The sequence below is a fragment of the Streptomyces sp. NPDC032198 genome (assembly GCF_040636975.1).
Classification (GTDB): Bacteria; Actinomycetota; Actinomycetes; order Streptomycetales; family Streptomycetaceae; genus Streptomyces.
The window spans coordinates 18,956-38,130 of record NZ_JBEZVL010000016.1; the positions used below are offsets into that span (position 1 = coordinate 18,956).

The 19,175-nt window shown below is 71.2% G+C and carries 16 protein-coding genes; 10 read left to right on the forward strand and 6 right to left on the reverse strand.

Going from position 1 to position 19,175, the window contains the following annotated elements; all coding sequences use genetic code 11:
• Positions 1 to 147 precede the first annotated feature (147 nt).
• Both AB0E78_RS34675 and AB0E78_RS34680 read right to left on the reverse strand, forming a co-directional pair.
• On the reverse strand, positions 148 to 1,476 hold the full coding sequence (locus AB0E78_RS34675) for an SWF or SNF family helicase (protein WP_361841318.1): 1,329 nt from the start codon (positions 1,474 to 1,476) through the stop codon (positions 148 to 150).
• Positions 1,473 to 4,343 (reverse strand): DEAD/DEAH box helicase, encoded by a 2,871-nt coding sequence (locus AB0E78_RS34680; RefSeq protein ID WP_361841320.1) that lies wholly within the window; start codon positions 4,341 to 4,343, stop codon positions 1,473 to 1,475. Before AB0E78_RS34680 ends, AB0E78_RS34675 begins: the two co-directional genes overlap by 4 nt.
• A gap of 247 nt (positions 4,344 to 4,590) precedes the next feature.
• Between AB0E78_RS34680 and AB0E78_RS34685 the strand changes: the two genes are divergently transcribed.
• The 3 genes from AB0E78_RS34685 to AB0E78_RS34695 all read left to right on the forward strand — a co-directional run bounded on the left by AB0E78_RS34685 (position 4,591) and on the right by AB0E78_RS34695 (position 9,577).
• Positions 4,591 to 5,646, forward strand: coding sequence for an acyl-CoA desaturase (locus tag AB0E78_RS34685; protein WP_361841323.1), 1,056 nt, complete (start codon positions 4,591 to 4,593; stop codon positions 5,644 to 5,646).
• Between the two features lie 143 nt (positions 5,647 to 5,789).
• Positions 5,790 to 5,972 (forward strand): hypothetical protein, encoded by a 183-nt coding sequence (locus tag AB0E78_RS34690; protein WP_361841325.1) that lies wholly within the window; start codon positions 5,790 to 5,792, stop codon positions 5,970 to 5,972.
• 191 nt (positions 5,973 to 6,163) lie between these two features.
• Positions 6,164 to 9,577 carry a hypothetical protein gene (locus AB0E78_RS34695; RefSeq protein WP_361841327.1) on the forward strand — a complete coding sequence of 1,138 codons (3,414 nt, stop codon included), beginning with the start codon at positions 6,164 to 6,166 and terminating at the stop codon, positions 9,575 to 9,577.
• A gap of 30 nt (positions 9,578 to 9,607) precedes the next feature.
• Here the strand turns inward: AB0E78_RS34695 and AB0E78_RS34700 are convergent, their stop codons facing one another.
• Both AB0E78_RS34700 and AB0E78_RS34705 read right to left on the reverse strand, forming a co-directional pair.
• A complete protein-coding gene (locus AB0E78_RS34700; protein WP_361841330.1) occupies positions 9,608 to 10,495 on the reverse strand; it encodes a hypothetical protein in 888 nt (295 codons plus the stop codon).
• A 257-nt stretch (positions 10,496 to 10,752) separates the two neighbouring features.
• On the reverse strand, positions 10,753 to 11,031 hold the full coding sequence (locus AB0E78_RS34705) for a hypothetical protein (RefSeq protein WP_361841332.1): 279 nt from the start codon (positions 11,029 to 11,031) through the stop codon (positions 10,753 to 10,755).
• Between the two features lie 101 nt (positions 11,032 to 11,132).
• Here AB0E78_RS34705 and AB0E78_RS34710 point away from each other — a divergent pair, with 101 nt between their 5' ends.
• Positions 11,133 to 12,038 carry an oxygenase MpaB family protein gene (locus tag AB0E78_RS34710; protein ID WP_361841335.1) on the forward strand — a complete coding sequence of 302 codons (906 nt, stop codon included), beginning with the start codon at positions 11,133 to 11,135 and terminating at the stop codon, positions 12,036 to 12,038.
• On the opposite strand, the gene AB0E78_RS34715 is transcribed toward AB0E78_RS34710, so the two are convergent.
• Positions 12,027 to 12,548: a PadR family transcriptional regulator gene (locus AB0E78_RS34715; protein ID WP_361841338.1), complete on the reverse strand. Its 522-nt coding sequence runs from the start codon at positions 12,546 to 12,548 to the stop codon at positions 12,027 to 12,029. The genes AB0E78_RS34710 and AB0E78_RS34715 overlap by 12 nt on opposite strands.
• Before the next feature lie 102 nt (positions 12,549 to 12,650).
• Here AB0E78_RS34715 and AB0E78_RS34720 point away from each other — a divergent pair, with 102 nt between their 5' ends.
• Positions 12,651 to 13,406, forward strand: a complete 756-nt coding sequence (locus AB0E78_RS34720) for an alpha/beta hydrolase (protein WP_361841340.1) — start codon at positions 12,651 to 12,653, stop codon at positions 13,404 to 13,406.
• A gap of 159 nt (positions 13,407 to 13,565) precedes the next feature.
• Here AB0E78_RS34720 and AB0E78_RS34725 read toward each other — a convergent pair whose 3' ends face one another.
• Positions 13,566 to 14,165, reverse strand: coding sequence for a methyltransferase domain-containing protein (locus AB0E78_RS34725; protein WP_361841342.1), 600 nt, complete (start codon positions 14,163 to 14,165; stop codon positions 13,566 to 13,568).
• Positions 14,166 to 14,316: 151 nt separating this feature from the next.
• Here AB0E78_RS34725 and AB0E78_RS34730 point away from each other — a divergent pair, with 151 nt between their 5' ends.
• The 5 genes from AB0E78_RS34730 to AB0E78_RS34750 all read left to right on the forward strand — a co-directional run bounded on the left by AB0E78_RS34730 (position 14,317) and on the right by AB0E78_RS34750 (position 19,159).
• Positions 14,317 to 15,090 (forward strand): MHYT domain-containing protein, encoded by a 774-nt coding sequence (locus AB0E78_RS34730; protein WP_361841344.1) that lies wholly within the window; start codon positions 14,317 to 14,319, stop codon positions 15,088 to 15,090.
• A gap of 72 nt (positions 15,091 to 15,162) precedes the next feature.
• Positions 15,163 to 17,712: a nitrate- and nitrite sensing domain-containing protein gene (locus tag AB0E78_RS34735; RefSeq protein WP_361841347.1), complete on the forward strand. Its 2,550-nt coding sequence runs from the start codon at positions 15,163 to 15,165 to the stop codon at positions 17,710 to 17,712.
• Positions 17,709 to 18,143 carry a roadblock/LC7 domain-containing protein gene (locus AB0E78_RS34740; RefSeq protein WP_361841349.1) on the forward strand — a complete coding sequence of 145 codons (435 nt, stop codon included), beginning with the start codon at positions 17,709 to 17,711 and terminating at the stop codon, positions 18,141 to 18,143. Before AB0E78_RS34735 ends, AB0E78_RS34740 begins: the two co-directional genes overlap by 4 nt.
• Positions 18,144 to 18,162: 19 nt before the next feature.
• A complete protein-coding gene (locus AB0E78_RS34745; protein ID WP_361841352.1) occupies positions 18,163 to 18,576 on the forward strand; it encodes a DUF742 domain-containing protein in 414 nt (137 codons plus the stop codon).
• A complete protein-coding gene (locus AB0E78_RS34750) occupies positions 18,557 to 19,159 on the forward strand; it encodes an ATP/GTP-binding protein (protein WP_361841355.1) in 603 nt (200 codons plus the stop codon). Before AB0E78_RS34745 ends, AB0E78_RS34750 begins: the two co-directional genes overlap by 20 nt.
• Positions 19,160 to 19,175: the final 16 nt, after the last annotated feature.

The following is a 19,175-nucleotide window of genomic DNA, read 5'->3' on the forward strand; positions in this document are numbered from 1 at the left end:
GGTGACCGCCGCGCGCATTCCGGCCGTGTGGAAGGGGGCGTTCACGCGTCGGGGAGCGAGCGGCTTCGGGTGGCCGGGGTGGGGAGGCTGAGCCTGTGGCCCGTGCCCGGTGCGGGCGTGTGGCCGCTCGCACCGGACCTGCCCGCACTACTCGCCGCCGGTCACCACGGCCAGGGCCGTCGCGGGGTCGTGGGCCGCGGGGCCCGCCGGGGTCCAGCGGCCGCGCTCCTTGCGGTACGGCCACCAGCGGCCATCGGCGCCGTGCCGCAGCTGGGCGTCGCCACCGACCACGGTCCAGCGATTACGGGCAGCCCGCAGCTGCGGACGCTCCCCGTCGTCCCAGGCCGCGTCCAGCGCCGCACGCGCGCGCGCCAGCGCGTCCGCCTCAGGCGTCCACTCCTCCTCCAGGACGAACAGTGCGGCAGGACCTCCGTACCTCCAGGCCCGGACGGCCAGCGCGAGGCCGTCCTTGCCGCGGCCCGCGGCGGTCGCGAGGCGGGCGGTTACCGACGCCGGAGCCGTGGCGGCGAGGCGCACGGCATCCTCGTCCGGCGTCAATTCGTCCCCTATCGGCTGCTGTTCGTGCCCTGGGGAGAGCGCCTCGGCCAGCATCCGGTGCGCCTCCACGGCTGCCTGCGCCGCAAGGAACTCGAGGGCCGCCACGTCGAGGCCGGGCGCGGGCTCCGCCTCCGTGTCGAGGGAAGGCGGCAGACCCGGCTCAGGCGGCAGCGGCGGCAGGTCGGGCAACGGGGTCAGGATGTCCCCCTCCGCGTACGCCTCGTCGGCGTACACGCCCTCCTGGGCCCCTTCCTGATCCTCGGCCAGCGTCTCCTCGGCCTCCGCTTGCGCCACGCTGCGTACCTGCAGCTCGTCAAGTAGCCCGCGCTCCGCACGGCCACGCATCAGGAAAAGCACGAACGGATCCTGGTCAAGCAGCCGGGCCACCTGGTAGCAGAGCGCGGCGGTGTGCCCGCAGTGGTCCCATGCGTCGCAGTCGCACTCCGGCTCCAGGTCGCCGATGCCGGGCAGGAGTTCGACACCCGCTGCCGCCGCGTCCTCCACCAGGTGCGGCGGCATCTCACGGTCGAGCAGCGCAGCGATGTGTCCGGCTCGCTCGACGGCCATGCCCAGGAAGCGGTCCCATTCGTCCTCGCTGAGCCGCTGCAGCAGCACATCGGAGCGGTGCGCGGTGCCGTCAGGGTCCTGGACGACCGCGGTGATGCGGCCAGGGCGCACCGAGACCGCGCCCACCGCTCCCACGCGCGCGAGCCTGCGTCCGGCCTTCAACTGCTGGAGGTCCAGCGCCGTGTCTTCAAGCGCCTTCAGCCAGGCCTGGCCCCACCAGCTCTGCGCGAACCCACGACCGTGCGTGGCCGGCAGCGCGGCGAAGGTGCGCTCGTGCTCGCCCACGCCTTCCTCGTGACGGCCGTCCCCAGGGCTCTGGCCGTTCGGCTCGTCGTACAGGTCGTCGCTCATCGAGTCCCCCCTCGCAACTCCACCAGATCGGACAGTTCGGCGTCGGTGAGTTCCGTCAGCGCCGCCTCGCCGGAACCGAGCACCGAGTCGGCCAGCTCCCGCTTGCGCAGCAGCATGTCGGCGATGCGATCCTCGATCGTCCCCTCCGCGATCAGCCGGTGCACCTGCACCGGCTGCGTCTGCCCGATGCGGTACGCCCGGTCGGTGGCCTGTGCTTCGACGGCGGGGTTCCACCAGCGGTCGTAGTGCACGACGTGCTCGGCCCGCGTCAGATTCAGACCGGTTCCCGCCGCCTTCAACGACAGCAGGAAGACCGGGACTTCGCCGTCCTGGAAGCGCTCCACCATTGCCTCGCGCGCCGCGATGGGTGTACCGCCGTGCAGGAACTGGGTCGGGGTGCCACGGGCTGCCAGGTGCTGTTCGATGAGGCGCGCCATCTGGACGTACTGGGTGAAGATGAGCACGCTCGCGTCTTCGGAGAGGATCGTGTCGAGCAGCTCGTCGAGGAGTTCCAGCTTGCCGGAACGGCCCTCGATCCGCGGCTTGTCCTCCTTGAGGTACTGCGCGGGGTGATTGCAGATCTGCTTGAGACCGGTGAGCAGCTTGACGATCAGACCGCGTCGGGTGAAGCCATCGGCGCCGGAGATCTCGGCGAGCGTCTCCCGCACCACGGCTTCGTAGAGACCTGTCTGTTCCGTGGTGAGAGACACGGCGCGGTCGGTCTCCGTCTTGGGCGGCAGTTCGGGTGCGATGCCCGGGTCGGACTTGCGCCTGCGCAGGAGGAAGGGCCGTACGAGCTGGCCGAGCCGCTCGGCCGCCGCCGGGTCCTTGCCGCTTTCGACGGCCTGGGCATAGCGGGTGCGGAAGGTGCCGAGCTTGCCGAGCAGGCCGGGGGTCGTCCAGTCGAGGATGGCCCACAGCTCGGAGAGGTTGTTCTCCACGGGGGTACCGGTGAGCGCCACGCGCGCGCGTGCGCCGATGGTGCGCAGCTGTTTGGCCGTGGCCGAGTACGGGTTCTTGACGTGCTGGGCCTCGTCGGCGACGACCATGCCCCAAGGGGCGTGCGCCAGGCTTTTCGCGTCGAGTCGCATCGTGCCGTACGTGGTGAGCACGAACTCCCCGTCGGTGAGGTCCTCCAGGCTGCGCTGAGCGCCGTGGAAGCGGCGTACGGGGGTGCCGGGGGCGAACTTCTCGATCTCGCGCTGCCAGTTGCCCATGAGGGACGTGGGACAGACGACGAGGGTGGGTCCGGCGGACTCGCTGTCGGTCTGCCGGTGCAGGTGCAGGGAGATGAGCGTGATCGTCTTGCCGAGGCCCATGTCGTCCGCGAGGCAGCCGCCCAGGCCGAGAGAGGTCATCCGGGCCAGCCAGTTCAGGCCGCGCAGTTGGTAGTCGCGCAGGTCCGCGGCGAGCGCTTCGGGCTGGCCGACGGGCTCCATGCCCTCGGGGTCCGCAAGGCGTTCGCGCAGGGTGGCGAGCCAACCCGTCGGCTGGACGTCCACTTGCCGCCCGGCCACTTCGGTGGTGCCCGTCAGGACGGCGCTCAGAGCGTCGATCGGCGTGACCTTGTGGTCCTGGTGGTCGCGAGCGCGCCGTGCCTCTTCGGGGTCGATGAGCACCCACTGGTCGCGCAGGCGCACCACGGGACGGTTGGCTTCGGCGAGACGGTCGAGCTCTGCGCGGGACAGCTGCTGACCGCCCAGCGCGAACCGCCAGTTGAAGGTGAGCAACGCGTCGGCGGAGAGGTACGACGGCGTGTCCGACGACGCCTTGTCGGGCTCCTTGGTCTCGTCGTCGGGCGGGCCGATGACCGCGCGGGCGGTGAGATTGCGTGCCAGCTCCCTGGGCCAGTGCACGTCGACACCCGCGGTGGCGAGCAGGCGGGCGCCCTCGCCCAGGAGCGAGGTGACTTCCTCGTCGGCGAGCTCGATCGCATCGGGGACGGTGGCCGAGAGCAGCGGGGCGAGCGGCGGCCACGCGCGCGTGGCGCGTCGCAGTGCGAGCAGGGCGTCCATCCGCGACCGTGACCCGAAGGCCTGTCCCGAGGCGCCGGCACCGGCCCACGCCTCGGCCGCATCGGCGACGAGCGAGGGGTCGCTGACGCTATGCATCTGCAGCACGGCACGGAACGGCAGCCGGGCCCCGTCGGAGGTGTCCGACACCAGGCCGGGCACTTCGACGCGCAGCGAGATCCGTACGCCGGCGTCGTGCCCGGCGGCGACATCGGTGGCCCAGGGGCGTTGCTCGGGGATGTGCTGGGGCTTCGGAGAGGCGAAGGCGGGAGCGCCCGCGGCCAGCGATGCGGCGGGGGAGCGCGGCAGCGTGTCGGCCACCGCGTCCAGGAACTGGCGCAGCAGTCGCTCGGGTTCCGGCAGCCGCAGAGGCCCGGAGCCGCCCTCCAAAGGAAGGGCATGCGCGGCGGGGGGCATCGCGGCGGCGAGGTCGCGCAGGCGTCGTAGATCGTCGGCGCCCAGCGGACCCGACCGCCATGCGTCGTGATCACTCGGCGTCAGTCCGGGCAACAGCAGCCCGCGCGCCGCGAGTTGCAGTGCCAGCAGGCCTGCCGTACCCCAGAACGCAACCGTCGGGTGAACGCCCTCCGCCGCACGCGCGCGTGTCAGGACCGGCAGAGCCGCGCGCATCGGAAGGACCACTGCGGATACCTCGCTGAGCCGGGCGCCGTCGTCGGCGGGCAGCGCGACGGTCAGCTCTTCGACGGTGCCCGCGAAGCAAGAGGGCGGCGCTTCACCTTCAGGACGCCAGAAGGCGACCCGGCCGGTGCGTGCCGGGTCGGCGGATACGAACAGGACGGAGCAGCGGGAGAGTTCAGAGATCTCGGAAGATGACGCGGCAGGGGGCCTGGGCACGGCGATGGCGCATTCCTCAAACTTGACTACTGGGTCTGGAGCGGCCGAGAGTACAGCACGTCGCCCCCAAGACGTGAGCGATTGCCAAGTGATCCACCTCACTCGCGGGCGGGGGTGTAGCTAACCCCCCTCCCGGGCGGTGCTGGCCCCCTCCCAAGAGGGGTGAAGGCGCCATGGTTGCCCCAGGTCACGGGCTCATACGTTGTGCCACGTCAGCCCGATCCAGTCAGAGACCGGAGACCTCACCATGTCCCAGGCCGCCGCAGCAGTCGCGGAGCGTTCCCCAGGCACCACCACACGGCAGCCCGCCGGGAGCGACTTCGCGCCTCTCCTGCGCACCGTCAAGCAGCAGGGGCTCCTGGGTCGCCGCACCGGCTGGTACGCACGCACCATCGCGATCAACACCATGGCACTGGCCGCCGTGGTGACGGGCATGTTCCTCATCGGCGGCACCTGGTGGGTACTGCTCCTCGCGCCCGTCCTGGCCGTCCTGTGCGCCCGCACGGCGTTCATAGGCCATGACGCGGGCCATTCCCAGATCACCGGCGACCGCGGCGTGAGCCGCGCCATCGGGCTCATCCATGGAAACCTCCTGCTCGGCATGAGCTCGGCGTGGTGGAACGACAAGCACAACCGCCACCACGCCAACCCCAATCACCTCGACAAGGACCCCGACGTCGCAGCGAACGTCCTCGTCTGGACCAGCAAGCAGGCCAAGGTCCGCGTGGGCTTCCAGCGCTGGCTCACCCGCAACCAGGCCTGGCTGTTCTTCCCGCTGACGCTGCTCCAGGGCATCGCCATGAAGATCTACGGTTTCCAGGACCTGCGGCGCCAGGCACCGCGCGAACGCGTCGTTGAGGGCTTCCTCCTGGTGGCGCACCTCGTCGGATACCTGACGCTCCTGCTCGTCACCATGCCGGTGGGTCACGCCCTCGCCTTCGCCGCCATCCATCAGGCGCTCTTCGGCCTGCACCTCGGCCTGGCCTTCGCGCCCAACCACAAGGGCATGGAGATGCCCGACCCCGACGGGGAACGATGGGGTCACCTCAGCCGCCAGGTCCTCACCTCGCGCAACATCCGTGGCAGCGCGCTGACCGACTGGTTCCTGGGCGGACTCAACTACCAAATCGAGCACCACCTGTTCCCGAGCATGCCCCGCCCCAGCCTGCGGCGCGCCCAGCCCCTGGTCCGCGCCCACTGCGCCGAGCTGGGCATGCCGTACACCGAGGCCGGATTCATCGACTCCTACCGACAGGTACTGCGCCACATGTACGAGGTCGGCGAGCCGCTGAGGGTCGAGTAGCCGCACGGACGCGCCGCGTGCCTCAGGGTTACGTCAGGGTCGCCCCTCAGGGATCTATCAGGGGAGCATCTGGAACCGTGGGCGGTCCGAGCCCGTTTCTCAAGACAGAGAGCGGCAGCAGCCGCGAAGGAGGCGACACACACATGTCGAAGAACGCGAAGATCGCCGCAGGAGGTGTGGCGGCCGGCCTCATCCTGTTGATCTGGCTGCCCTGGTGGGCCGCCCTCTTGATCGTGCTCGGGGTCCCGGCAGCGGCCTATCTGTCCCTCGACCCCGGACAGCGGCGCAGGCTGCGCCGCGTCTCGCGCAAGGAGCTCGGCCACTGACCCGGCGCCCCGCAGCGGGCACCACACCGCTGAGCGGACGCTCGACACGCAGCGGCTGACGGCTTCTCCGCTCGCGGTCCTGCCATGGCGGCACCGCGAGCGGAAAACCCATTGCGCCCCAGAAGTTCGGCGGTGACCATGACGCACATGACTTTCCGAGAGGAGGCCCAGCGATCCCACGGTGATCGCTGATGGCCGCATACGAGGCGTCGCAGACGCCGTCCCCCCAGCCTCGGCCCACTCCCGCGCCGCTGACGTCGGCCTGGCTGAAGGACCACTTCGACCCACTGCCCTTCCCGGCCCGCATGAGCGCCCTCGCCCGCTATGCCCGCGCTCTCACCGAGGAGGCGTACGGCACCCTCCGCGCGGCTCTCGCCGCCGGCACCCCTGACGAACGGCACACCGGGCTCTTCCTCGCCGTCGCCCGGCGCGACCTGGCCACCATCGCCGAAGCCCTCACCGATCCCCTCCTGCGCCGCCGCGCCCTCTCGGCCGCCATCCGGCTTCCCGTGCCTGAAGCAGCGCTGGAACAGCTCGCGTTGAGCGACATCGGGGCGGCACGGCACGAGACCTACCGCGTCCTGCGCCTGAGCCGGCGGCACACCCTCGCCGCACGCCTGCTGCCCGAGGTCCACGAACGGTTCGGCGCACGGGACGCCGCCCGGCTTCTGCCCGCATGCCCCGCCGAGACGGTCGGCGCATGGCTCCTCCGCCTCGATCCGCCCACGAGCGTCCTGAGCGCACTGACCCGCACCGCGCCGCTCGCCGTGGCTCAACTTCTCGTCACCCGAGGCGAAAGCCGTGCCGCCCGCGACCGATCTCGTTTCACGGGCCGCGACCGTGTGATCGCGAGCGCGGCCGCTGAACGAGACCCGGAAGTTGGGCTGCTGCTCCTCGCACAGGCCTCGGATCTCCTGACCCCGCGAGCGGCCCGCACGCTGCTGTGTCGTCCGGCCGCGGTCCTCGAAACCCTGCGCGCGACCCCACCCGACCGCGACGGCTCTCTCCGCGAACTACGGATCTGCGCAGGGGTGTTGCCGCCTGCCACAAGGCGATCCCTGCGCGCGCTCCCGCCCGCGGACTTGGTGGATCTCGCCCGCCGATGCCCCGTGACGCAGCCACGCCACCGGAGACCGGGGCGTCACGGCATCGAGCCCGACGGCCTCCTGGCGCTGCTGCCCGCACGGGAACGCCGCCGCCTCGTCGAAGAACGCACCGCCCGACCCCGCTCGGTGCGGAGTCTGCCCATGGCCGCACTCACGGCCCTGGAACCGGCCGACAGAGCGGCGCTCGTCATGCCCTGGGTGGAGCGCTTCGCGCGTCACGAATGGACGCTGAGCCGCCTTGCCGTCGGGCTCCCACTCGCTCAGGGCGAGCTGGTGCTGCGCGACATGGCCGGGCAGCACCGCATCCACCAGCGCCAGATGGCGTGGCCCGCGCTGCTCGCCTGCGCGGAACTCGAAGGCGACCCGGCCGAGTTCGCCCGGATCGCGGGAGACTGCGAGCGAGCCTGGCACGACCAGGAGGAGGTACGCAGGGCCGCCCTCGGACAACTCGCGGGGGCGCCCCCGCGCCTCCTCGCGGCGCTGCCCGACCGGGTCCTGCGCGACGCGGCACTGACCACCGTCCAGTCTCGGGACTCGACCAGCCACACCCTGGCCGCGGTGGAAAGGCTGCTCCGCCGCGCCGCGGAGAGCGCCGCGGCGACCGGCAGGCTCGACCGTGCGGCCTACGCGACGGACTTGCTCTGCCACGTCGTGTCCGACCCGCGCTCCCGCACGACAGTCACGCCGCTGCGCATCGGAGAGGGAGCGGCACGCGCCGTCTGGTCCGCCGCGTCGCCGGGCACACCGGCGCACCCCGAGCTCCGCACCGCCCTCGCGGAACTCCTCGCGCCGCACCTCACCGCGCTGCCGGACCTCGACGCCCTGGTGCGCGCCATGGCCTGGGAGTCCGACGACCCGGATATCGCCGCCCGCGCGGCAGCCGCCTGGGCGGGTCCCGCGGAACAGCGGGAGCGACGCAGCGCCGAACTGATCAGCCATGACGCATCGTTCGCGTCGGTGCCGGTCATCCTGCGCACCATCGTCACCCGGCGTACCGACCTGCTGGACCCCGTGCTGCTCGCCGCCCGGGAAGGGCTCACCGGTCGGACACGCCCTCGGGCCGTCGCCTGGGCCGCACGGCTGCATACGGGCAGCACCGGCCGCTGGCTGCCCGAACAACGCCATGCGTGGAACGAACACCACGCGCGCGTGGCAGCCGACGAGCTGGCTCCCCTGCGTACCCGCGCCGACGCGGCAGCGCAGGTACGCGAATCCACGCTGCTGACCAGGCTCGCGGAATCAGCGCCACAGCCCGTCGCCGCGGCGGCACTTGGCGCGCTGGGCGACATCCTCGGTGCGGCTCACGGCGGCCGACCGTCCGCCGCCGAGCCACTCCTGGCCGTCCTGCTGCGGCACGCCGCGACGGGCGGCGTCCGGGGACGGGCCGCCATGGCATCCGTTCGCCGACTCCTGGAGGCGGTGCCGGACCCGGAGGCGGTCGCCCTGCTCGCCCCCGTGGCCTGTGCGCCGGATGCGCCCGTCGGCTCCCGCAAGGAAGCCGTCCGAGCCCTGGGCGCGCTCACCGGCGTTGCGGCCTTCGACGCGCTGGTGGCTGCCTGGGACACACCGCGGCAACACCGCGACGTACGCGCCGTCGTTGCGCACCACCTCCTTGCCGCGATCGACCGCCCCGCCATCGCGGACCGCCTGGCTCGGGCGGCGGACGAACCCGCCGTACGGGAAGCGGTGATCCACGCGCGCGTAGGGCCCGTAAGCGAATCTGCGGGGAAGGCCTACGCGGACTTCCTGGCCCGACTGGTGAGGGACGGCGACGAAGAGACCGTGATCGCCGCGTGCCGCGCCCTGCCCGCCTGGCTCACACCAGCATCAGCGGACGCCATGCGGGCCGTCGCCGATGTCGCCACGGACCCGGGCCGTCGTCGACGGGAGTGGGACGCGGCCGCACAGCAGCTGGCCTGGTTCCCCCTGGGGCCGGTCGGCGGCCCCATCCTGAAGGACGTCATCCGGCGGCTTCAGGAACTCGCCGTCACGCCGGATCCGCGGGTGCGCGCCGACGCGCTCCGTCGCCTCTCCGGAATCGCTGAGGCCATCCGCGTCCGCCAGGGCTCCGCCCGCACGCTCCTCATCGCCGACGCCTTGGCCCTGTCGCTGCACGCGGTGGGTCTGTATGCCGACGCGGCGGCCCTGACGTGGGACACGTCGCTGGCTGCCGTGCGCCACGGCGTACATCATGCGGCGCGCTGGGAGCGGCTGTTGGATCTGGTCGAGGAACGCCCCGAACGGTTGCCCCTGGGGAGCGGATTCCATCTCGATGCCCCCACGCCACGCGCGCGTGACGCCCTGCTCGCGGCCGCTCGTCTGCTGCGCGAGCGGGGGACCCCGGCGGCCGGAGCGATGGCGCTCGCACTGGTGCGTGCCGGTGGCCGGGCCGCGTCCTGGGACGAGACCTGGCGCGCCGAACTGGTGGCACTGCGCGATCACGCGGACCACGACACGGCGATGGCCGCGTTCCTCCTCGCCTCCGAGCCGCATCCATGACGTGACGCGGGACCAGGGCCGCCAGGCGTGTCAGGAGGGGCGTACGGCCATCTTGTCGAGGGCATCCAGGAGCCAGGGGAGTTCGGGGCCGCGGCCCACCGGCAACACCTCGCCCGGCTCTTCGTCGAGAAGCACGAACGCGATGTCGTCGGTCCTGGCCACCATGGACCAGCCAGGACCGTCGGCACGAAGGATGCGGGCCTCTCCGGAGGCGAACGAGGACCGCACACGGCCCAGAGGCGGAGGAGTGCTCACGTACGCCCGCGCTTCCGCCAGCACGCGGCGTACGCCCGTGAGGGGAGCCTGAGCGGCATCAGCGTCGACGTCGGCATCGGAACCGGCCTGGGAGGCGTCGCCACTCTCCGGGCCGGCGTCCTCGCCCTCCTGTGTCGCGTCCGCCCCGGCACTGTCGGTCAAGAAGTCGGTGTCGTCGATCCGTTCGCGCCACGCCGCCCACTGGAGCGCGATCTCGTCGGCGCCGAGCCGACGCTGAGCAGGGCCCCAGGTGTCGGACTGCGGAGGTGAGAGCGGCTTCTCGTCCGCTTCCTCGGGCTCGGGATCGTGCGGAGCGGGCACGTTGGGCGCCGCGACGGCGACTGCGAGCGGCCAGCCGGGCAGCCCGGCGACCACCGTACGTTCGTCGGGCGACAGGTCGTACTCCATGCCGCAGTCCCAGGAGGCGATGGCGACGGCCACCAGCGACACGTCGTCGACGACCACGGTCCACCGGGCGCCCTCACCGTCCTGACCGAGCACCAGGCCGTACCCGGCCGCGAGCGGCGAGAGCCCCAGGGCCGCGCACGCCTCCGGATAGTCGTCACCGAGCACGCTCGGGAACTTCGCGGGTGTCAGCAGCACCGCGGTCAGCACGTACAGCGCGTCGTCCTCGGCGGCGACTGCGTCGTCCGTTCCGGCCATGCCAGCCTCCCCATCGCTTCATCCGTCGGCGCACCCTAACCACAGGTCCGCTTGATCGTCGAGGGGTGTGTGACCAGGAAGAGGGCTCCTGCCCACCGGGAAACTCGCTCGTACGCCCCGTAGCGGACACCTATGCCGGCCGTCATACCCAGAGCCAGTTCGCACTCCGTCTGCCTGTGATGCCGTGCTTCTTTCAAGAAGTCGGCCGACCACGGACGTGTGCGCGCCCTGAGGGCAGTCCTGTTGTCCGGAGTCCGTCAGGCGGCAGGCAGGCCGAGGAGCGTACGCGCCACGTCGTTCGGTGTCTCGTCGCGCTCCCGCGCGAGGGCGATGACGGCTCGGCAGGCGAGTTCGCTGACACCGAAGGACAGGGCCTCCGGCGACACCCAGCCCGTGGCTTGGTCCATGCGGTCCTGGTCGTCCTCGACGCACGCGGCCACGTAGACGGCAGCCGCCTCGAAGAGGTTGTGCGGGCGCTCCGCCTTGCTGCGAACAGCTTCGTCCGTACGCCACAGCTTGCTGAGTTTGTCGAACATGTGGGCCACCTTCCCCCGGGTTGCGGTTGCCGCTGATGCCCACTCACTTGCTGTACTCCAAAGTAGAGTTGGAGCTCCGGCGACAGAAGGGGGGCCGTGCGGTGAAGCGCTATGACCGGCTCAAGCAAATCCGGCGTCTCAACCCCGAGAAGGACGCCCTGACGATCTACCGGCTCACCGCGACGTACGAGTTCCCCTGGGATTTCACCCGCGCTCTCGAACTCGCGCTCTACCGCACCTACGCCGTTCCCAGCATCGGCCGGCTCCTGGCCGAGACGGCGGAACTGACGGGCCGTACGCAGAAGCGGTACGACGACACGGCCTTGCTCCTGGACACCGTCGTGGAGCACGGCTTCGGCACGGACGAAGGCCGCACCGCGATCCGCCGCATCAATCAGATGCACCGGAGCTACGACATCAGCAATGACGACATGCGCTACGTACTGTGCACGTTCGTGGTGATGCCCAAGCGCTGGATCGACGCCTACGGATGGCGCAAGCTCTCCCGCCACGAGACGACCGCGGCCGCTGTCTACTACCGCACGTTGGGGCGGCACATGGGGATCCAGGACATCCCGGACTCCTACGAAGCCTTCGAGGAGTGTCTCGATACCTACGAAGAGGCCCACTTCGCGTGGGACGAGGGCGCGCGACAGGTCTCCGATGCGACCCTCGACCTCATGGCCTCCTGGTACCCGCGCCCGCTGGCGCCCTTGTTGCGTGCCTCGACCCTCGCCCTGCTCGACGAGCCGCTCCTGCGCGCCTTCCGCTACGAACCGCCGAGCTCCGCCACCCGCAGGCTGGTCAGGCGCGCGGTGCGGTTGCGCGGCCGTGCCGTGCGCCTGCTGCCGCCACGTGACAAGCCCCATTACGCCCGGCAGAACTGGGAGATCAAGGGTTACCCGAAGGGGTACCGGGTCGGCGAGCTCGGCACCTTCCCGGCGCCCGGCGTTCGAGGCTGCCCGGTGGCGCACACGGACGAAGCGGAGGCCCCCTCAGCGGAGTGAGCTCAGCGTCGTCCGCAGCCAGGCGAGTTCGGCACGGCTCGTCGCGCGGGCGATGGTGAGGATGCCGCGGCGGAACGGGTCGTCCAGCTCCTCGGCGCGCAGCGGGTGCTCGCCGTCGTAGAAGAAGCTGGCCGGCTCGTCGAGGAAGGCCAGTCGGCGCTCGAGAACCGCGGCCTGGGCCGCCTTGTCGTCTACGTGGCGGAGAAAGGCGAGGACCGTGAACCAGCGGTTCTCGTCGGTGATGTCGGTCCGCTGCGGCTCAGTGAGCCTGCGGCGCAGTTCGTTCCTGCCCTCCTCGGTGAGGTTCAGGACATGGCGCGGGGCCGCCACGGAGCCGGGCTGTGTCTCACGGGCCAGCAGACCGGCCTTCTCCAGCCGTTTGATGGCGGGGTACAGCGTGCTCTCCGCGACCGGCCGTACGTGCCCGGTCAGCGCGGTGATGCGCTTGCGCAGCTCATAGCCGTGCAGGGGCGCGTCGTAGAGGAATCCGAGGATGGCCAGTTCGAGCATGCCGTGCATTCTGCCGTACCGACGGTGTACCTCACCGTCGCAATACATCGGGGCCGATGTATTCTGCCTCGGAAGTAAGCGTGGGCGAGCGAGAGAGTGGCAATGCGACAGGCACGGTTCGACGCGCAGGGCAGCTGTGTCCGCTGGACGGAGAGCAAGGGATCCGATCCGGCCCGGGTGTATGTGCACGGGCTCGGCGCGGCGTCGACGGTCTATCACGCGCACATCGCGGCCCGGCCCGAGCTGGTCGGCCGCCGGTCACTCTTCGTCGACCTGCCGGGCCACGGCATCAGTGACCGCCCGACGGATTTCGGCTACTCCCTGGAGGAACACGCGGACGCCCTTGCTGCGGTGCTGGGCGAGGCACAGGTGACCGGAGCGGAGATCGTCGCGCACAGCATGGGCGGCTCCGTCGCTATCGTGCTCGCGCACCGACGCGGCGACCTGGTGTCACGGCTCGTCCTCACCGAGGCCAATCTTGACCCCGACCCGGCCGTGACAGCGGGCAGCAGCGGTATCGCGGCCTACGAAGAGGAGGACTTCGTGGCGAACGGCCACGCGCGCGTGCTCGACAAAGTCGGCCGCCTGTGGTCGGCGACCATGCGGCTCGCCGACCCCCGCGCTCTGCACCGCAGCGCGAGAGGACTGGTGAGAGGCACGCGGCCCACGATGCGCGCGATGCTCATGGAGCTGCCTGCGGAGCGTGTCTTCTTGCAGGGCGCGCGGAGCGGGGAACTCCTGGGTGCAGAAGAGCTGGTGGCATCCGGGGTGCGGGTGGTGGCCGTGCCGAAGGCGGGGCACAACGTCATGTTCGACAACCCGGAGGCATTCGCCGCCGCTGTCGCCGGACGCTGGTGATCCACCCAAACGTTCACGGGCACCCCGGTGAGGTCGCGTTCGACAACACCCTTCGATGGTGTTTCGGTACCCACGTCGAGCGCCCGACCATGAGGAGCCTGCCCATGACGAGAGAGGGCGCACCCACCCATGCGGTGCTGCCCATCCCGCCGCCCCTGCCTAGTCCTCCCGTACCGCCAGTGCGAGGAACCGCGCGTCCTCGTCCACGTACGACGTCAGCTGCCAGCCCGCACCGGCGAGCAGCGGGCGGAGGTTCGCCTCGGCCCGCAGATCGTCCGGGGTGATCTGACGGCCCTGCCGCGCCGCGAGCGCCGCCCGGCCGATGGGGTGGAAGAGGGCGAGGACCCCTCCGGGACGTACCACGCGCCTCAACTCCCGCAGGTTCTGCGCCGGATCGGGCAGATGGGAGATCAAGCCCGCGCCGAACACGGCATCGAGCGACGCACCACGCACCGGGAGCCGGGTCACATCCGCGAGCAGGAGCTGCCCCTCGCCGTCCCTGCCCGCCTGTGTGGCGGCCTCCAGCATGGCGGGCGTCAGGTCGAGCCCGAGGACGACTCCGGACGCTCCTACAGCCTCCCGGAGCGCGGGCAGCGCACGCCCGGTGCCGCACCCGGCGTCGAGGACGCGGCCGCCGGGGCGCAGGCCGAGTTCGGACGCGGCGGCCCGGTAGGCGGGCCCGTCATCGGGGAACCGGCTGTCCCAGCCGGCCGCTCGGGCGGAGAAGAAGTCACGGACACGCGTGTGGTCATCGCTCATGTGGCCATGATTGCTCAATGACTCGCATGCGCGTTGGGGGCACATGTTCGGGCGTGACGCGATCCTTCAAGGTCCTCTCTCTGTCATATTCCAACACCTTTCGAACTGCGCCCCCGTCGCGCGCCCCTGTCAGGACTAGCGTCCCTGAGCCATGGGACACCTGGACCACGCCACCTTCGGCTGGCTGACCCCCGCGCTGTCGTACGCGATGGCCTGTATCGGCGCCGCTCTCGGGCTGCGCTGCACCGTCCGTGCGCTCGGTGCCACGGGCACCTCACGCCGCAACTGGCTCATCACCGCGGCCTCCGCCATCGGCACGGGCATCTGGACGATGCACTTCGTGGCCATGCTCGGCTTCGGCGTCACCGGCACCGAGATCCACTACAACGTGCCCCTGACGATCCTGAGCCTCGTCGTCGCGATGGCCGTCGTCGGAGTCGGCGTCTTCGCCGTCGGCTACGGCCGCGCCCGCGGGCGTGCGCTCGCACTCGGCGGGCTCACCACCGGGCTCGGCGTCGCGAGCATGCATTACCTGGGCATGGCCGCGCTGCGCCTGCACGGAGACGTGCGCTACGACCCCTTGCTGGTGGGCCTCTCCGTGGTCATCGCCGTCGTCGCCGCGACCGCGGCCCTGTGGGCGGCGCTCAACATCAAGTCGCCTCTCGCCGTCGCCGTCGCGTCACTTGTCATGGGCGGTGCGGTCAGCAGCATGCACTACACCGGAATGCTGGCCGTGAGCGTGCGGGTCACCGAGTCGGGTGCGGCACTGCCCGGGGCGACGACCATGCAGTTCATCTTCCCTCTCGCGGTCGGCCTTGGCTCCTATCTCTTCCTGACCTCGGCGTTCGTCGCGCTCTCCCCGACCTCGGGGGAGCGTGCGGCCTCCGTGGCGGCCCAGCGACCGGTGGAGCGTGCCGCCGGATAGCGGCGCACCGGTCACGGCCGGCCGATCAGGGCCGGGCGGACACACCCCGAAATCTCTCCGAGCGAGGAGGCCATGCGTACACCCCGTAGGACCCCCGACCCGGCCGACGGCATAGCGCCGTCGACGTCCGAGGCCCCGGCACGCGGCCGACGCGCACACGCCGGTCCGCCCGCCGACGAACGGCCCGACGCTGAAGCCTCCTTGGAGCCCGCACCGCGGGCCCCGACGTCGCCCGAGCGCTCGCGGTGGCCACGCCCGCGCACCGTACGAGCCAAGATCGTGTGCCTGCTGATGGTGCCGGTCGTCTCCCTCCTCGGTCTGTGGGGGTACGCCACGGTCCGCACCGCCCAGGACGTCGCGCACCTGAGGCAGTTGCAGCGCGTCGACGCGGAGGTCCGCGGCCCCGTGGACACAGCCATCGCCGCACTGCAGGCCGAGCGCGTGACAGCCGTGCGCTACGCGACCCGACCCGCCCCCGACGGGGGCAGCGAACTCAAGAGGCACGCGGAGCGCACGGACCGCGCGGTGGCGAAACTGCGGCGTGGCGAGGGCCGGACGGTCGCCGATGGCGCCGATCTGCCCACCGGCGTGGCGTCCAGGCTTGAATCGTTCGTCTCCGCCGCCGAGGGCTTGAGCACGTTACGGACCGACGTGCTCGACGGGCGCACCGGTTGGGACGCGGCCTACGGCCAGTACACGAAGACCATCTCGGACGCCTTCGGGGTCGGCGGCGCGCTCACCGGCATTCAGGACGCCGAACTCGGCTCCGACGCGCGCGTGCTGCTCGAATTCTCCAGGGCCGCCGAGATGCTGGCGCGCGAGGACGTCGTCCTGTCCAGTGCCCGACTCGACGGCGTCTTGGACGGCGAGCGGCTGCGGCAGTTCACCGGAGCCGTCGATACCCGGCAGACCTTGACCGACACGGCGGTGGCGGATCTGCGCGGACCCGAACGAGCCGCTTGGCAGGACCTCGTGGAGGGGAGCGCGTACGCCGACGTGCGCAACGTCGAGGACAAGGTGCTCGTCGCACCGCCGGGCCGCAAAGCCGCTGACGCGTCGTCGGCCGCCAAGTGGGACAGCGCGCACGCGGCGGTACGGGACGAGTTGCACGCGATCGCCGTGGGCGCGAGCCGCAGCGCCGCGGGCCGGGCCGACCCGTTCACCCGTGGGCTGCTCACCTCGGCGGGCGCCGCCGTGCTGTTCGGGCTCCTGGCCGTCGCCGCCTCGCTGGTCATCTCCGTACGCATCGGGCGAGGCCTGGTCGTCGAGCTGGTGAGCCTGCGCAACGGCGCCCTGGAGATCGCCCGCCACAAACTCCCGCAGGCCATGCAGAGGCTGCGCGCCGGCGAGGAGCTCGACATCCACGCCGAAGCACCACCAGGGCCGCCCGCGGAGGACGAGACGGGACAGGTCTACGAAGCGCTGGGCACGGTGCACCGGGCCGCCCTGAGCGCCGCCATCGAGCGCGCCGAACTCGCCAGCGGCATCTCGGGCGTCTTCGTCAATCTCGCCCGCAGGAGCCAGGTCCTCGTCCACCGCCAGCTCAACCTCCTCGACAACATGGAGCGCAGGTCGGACGATCCGAATGAACTCAGCGACCTCTTCCGGCTCGACCACCTCACCACCCGGATGAGGCGACATGCCGAGAGCCTGATCATCCTCTCCGGAGCCGCGCCAGGACGTGCATGGCGCCTGCCCGTCCCCCTGACGAACGTCGTCCGTGCGGCCGTCTCCGAAGTCGAGGACTACGCGCGCGTAGAGGTACGACAACTCCCCGTCGCCGCGGTCGTCGGCACGGCCGTCGCCGACCTCACCCATCTCCTGGCCGAACTGGTCGAGAACGCCGCCCAGTTCTCGCCGCCCCACACGAAGGTGCGGGTCAACGGCGAACCGGTCGGCAACGGCTACGCCCTGGAGATCGAGGACCGTGGCCTCGGCATGGGCGCGGATACCCTGGCCGAGGCCAACCACCGCATCGAGCAGTCCGAAGCACTCGATCTGTTCGACAGCGACCAGCTGGGCCTCTTCGTTGTCAGCAGGCTCGCCGCGCGGCACGGGATCAAAGTGCACCTCAGCACGTCCCCGTACGGCGGCACCACAGCGGTCGTCCTTCTGCCCACCGCACTGCTGCAGAGCACCAGGCCGGAGAGCCCCGGAGCCCACACCATGAAACGTGACCGTGAACTGGACGGGCACGCGCGCATGCCCGATGCCGCACCGATGAACGGCAATTCCGTGCCCGCCAAGGCGGCCCGCCCCGCACTGGCCCCGTCGACGGAGACCCCGGCGGCGACGCCCCCGGGCGTCACGGCTCTTCGCCTGCACAAGCCCCCGGACCCAGAACCCGAGAGCGCCCCGGAGCCTTCGGACGATCTCCCGCGCCGCGTGCGCCAGGCCAGCCTGGCCCCCCAGCTGCGCGAGCGACCCCACGCCGACGAGGCCGGATCCGTGAGCGTGCGCGAAGACACCGAACGCAACCCCGAACAGGTACGGGACCGCATGACCGCCTACCGCGACGGCTGGGCCCGCGGCGGCGGCCGACGGCCGGGCATCGTCGGCGCGGTCCCCGACGCCCCAGGGTCCGCCCCGGCCAGTGACAGCACCGAAGGAGATCTCTCATGATCCAGGATCAGAGCATCACCGCCGACAGAACCGGCGAACTCGACTGGCTGCGCGATGACTTGGTGCTGCGCGTCGGTGAGGTGCGGCACGCCGTGGTGCTCTCCAACGACGGGCTCGCCGTCGGCGCCTCGACCGCCCTCACCCGGGAGGACGCCGAACACCTCGCCGCGGTCGCCTCCGGCTTCCACAGCCTCGCCAAGGGCGCGGGCCGGCACTTCGGAGCCGGGGGAGTACGACAGACCATGGTGGAGATGGACGACGCCTTCCTGTTCGTGGCAGCGGCGGGCGACGGCTCCTGCCTCGCCGTACTCAGCTCCGTCACCGCCGACATCGGCCTGGTCGCCTACGAGATGGCGCGCCTGGTCAAACGCGTGGGCGAGCATCTCTACACGCCACCGCGCTTCGCGGCGCAGCCGCCGGCCGTCGGATGACGCAGGGCGGTCGACGCAGATGACCGAGGACAGGAGCGGCGTCCCGCGCGACGCGGGCATCCAGTGGTACGACCACGAAGCCGGACCACTGGTCCGTCCCTACGCGATGACGGGCGGGCGGACCCAACCGGGCCCCAGTGGAGTGCGCTTCGATCTGATCGCACTCGTCACGCTGGCCGAGAGCGCGCCGGCATCGGGCGACGACACCGCACTCGGCCCGGAACACAGGTCGCTCCTAGAACTGTGCCGCACCGAGACCCAGTCGGTCGCCGAACTGGCGGCCGGCGCCGATCTGCCCGTGGGCGTGGTCAGGGTGCTGCTCGGCGACCTGCTGGAAATGGGCTGCGTGAAGGTGAACCGACCCGTGCCCCCCGCACAACTACCCGACGAGAAGATCCTGCGAGAGGTGATCGATGGGCTCCGAGCGCTCTGACGCCGACGGCGACACGACCGCCATGGCGTTGAAGATTCTGGTCGCGGGCGGCTTCGGGGTGGGCAAGACCACCCTGGTCGGCGCGGTCAGCGAGATCCGCCCGCTGCGCACCGAGGAACTCCTCAGCGAGGCGGGCCAGTCGGTGGACGACACCGGCGGAGTCGACCGCAAGACCACGACGACCGTCGCCATGGACTTCGGCCGCATCACCATCAGGTCAGGCCTGTCGCTGTACCTCTTCGGTACGCCGGGCCAGGACCGATTCTGGTTCCTGTGGGACGAGCTGTCCCAGGGCGCGCTCGGTGCCGTCGTCCTCGCGGACACCCGACGGCTCGAGGACTGCTTCCCCGCCGTCGACTACTTCGAGCACCGGCACATCCCGTTCGTGGTGGCCGTCAACTGCTTCGCGACCGCCCGTACGTACGGTGCTCATGAAGTGTCACGGGCCCTGGACCTCGACCGCGGCACCCCCGTGGTGCTGTGTGACGCACGGGACCGCGATTCGGGAAAGGAGGTGCTGATACGCCTGGTCGAGTACGCCGGGCGGATGCATACCGCCCGGCTGCTCGACACGGTGGGTTGAGGCCGGCGGGTGAGTC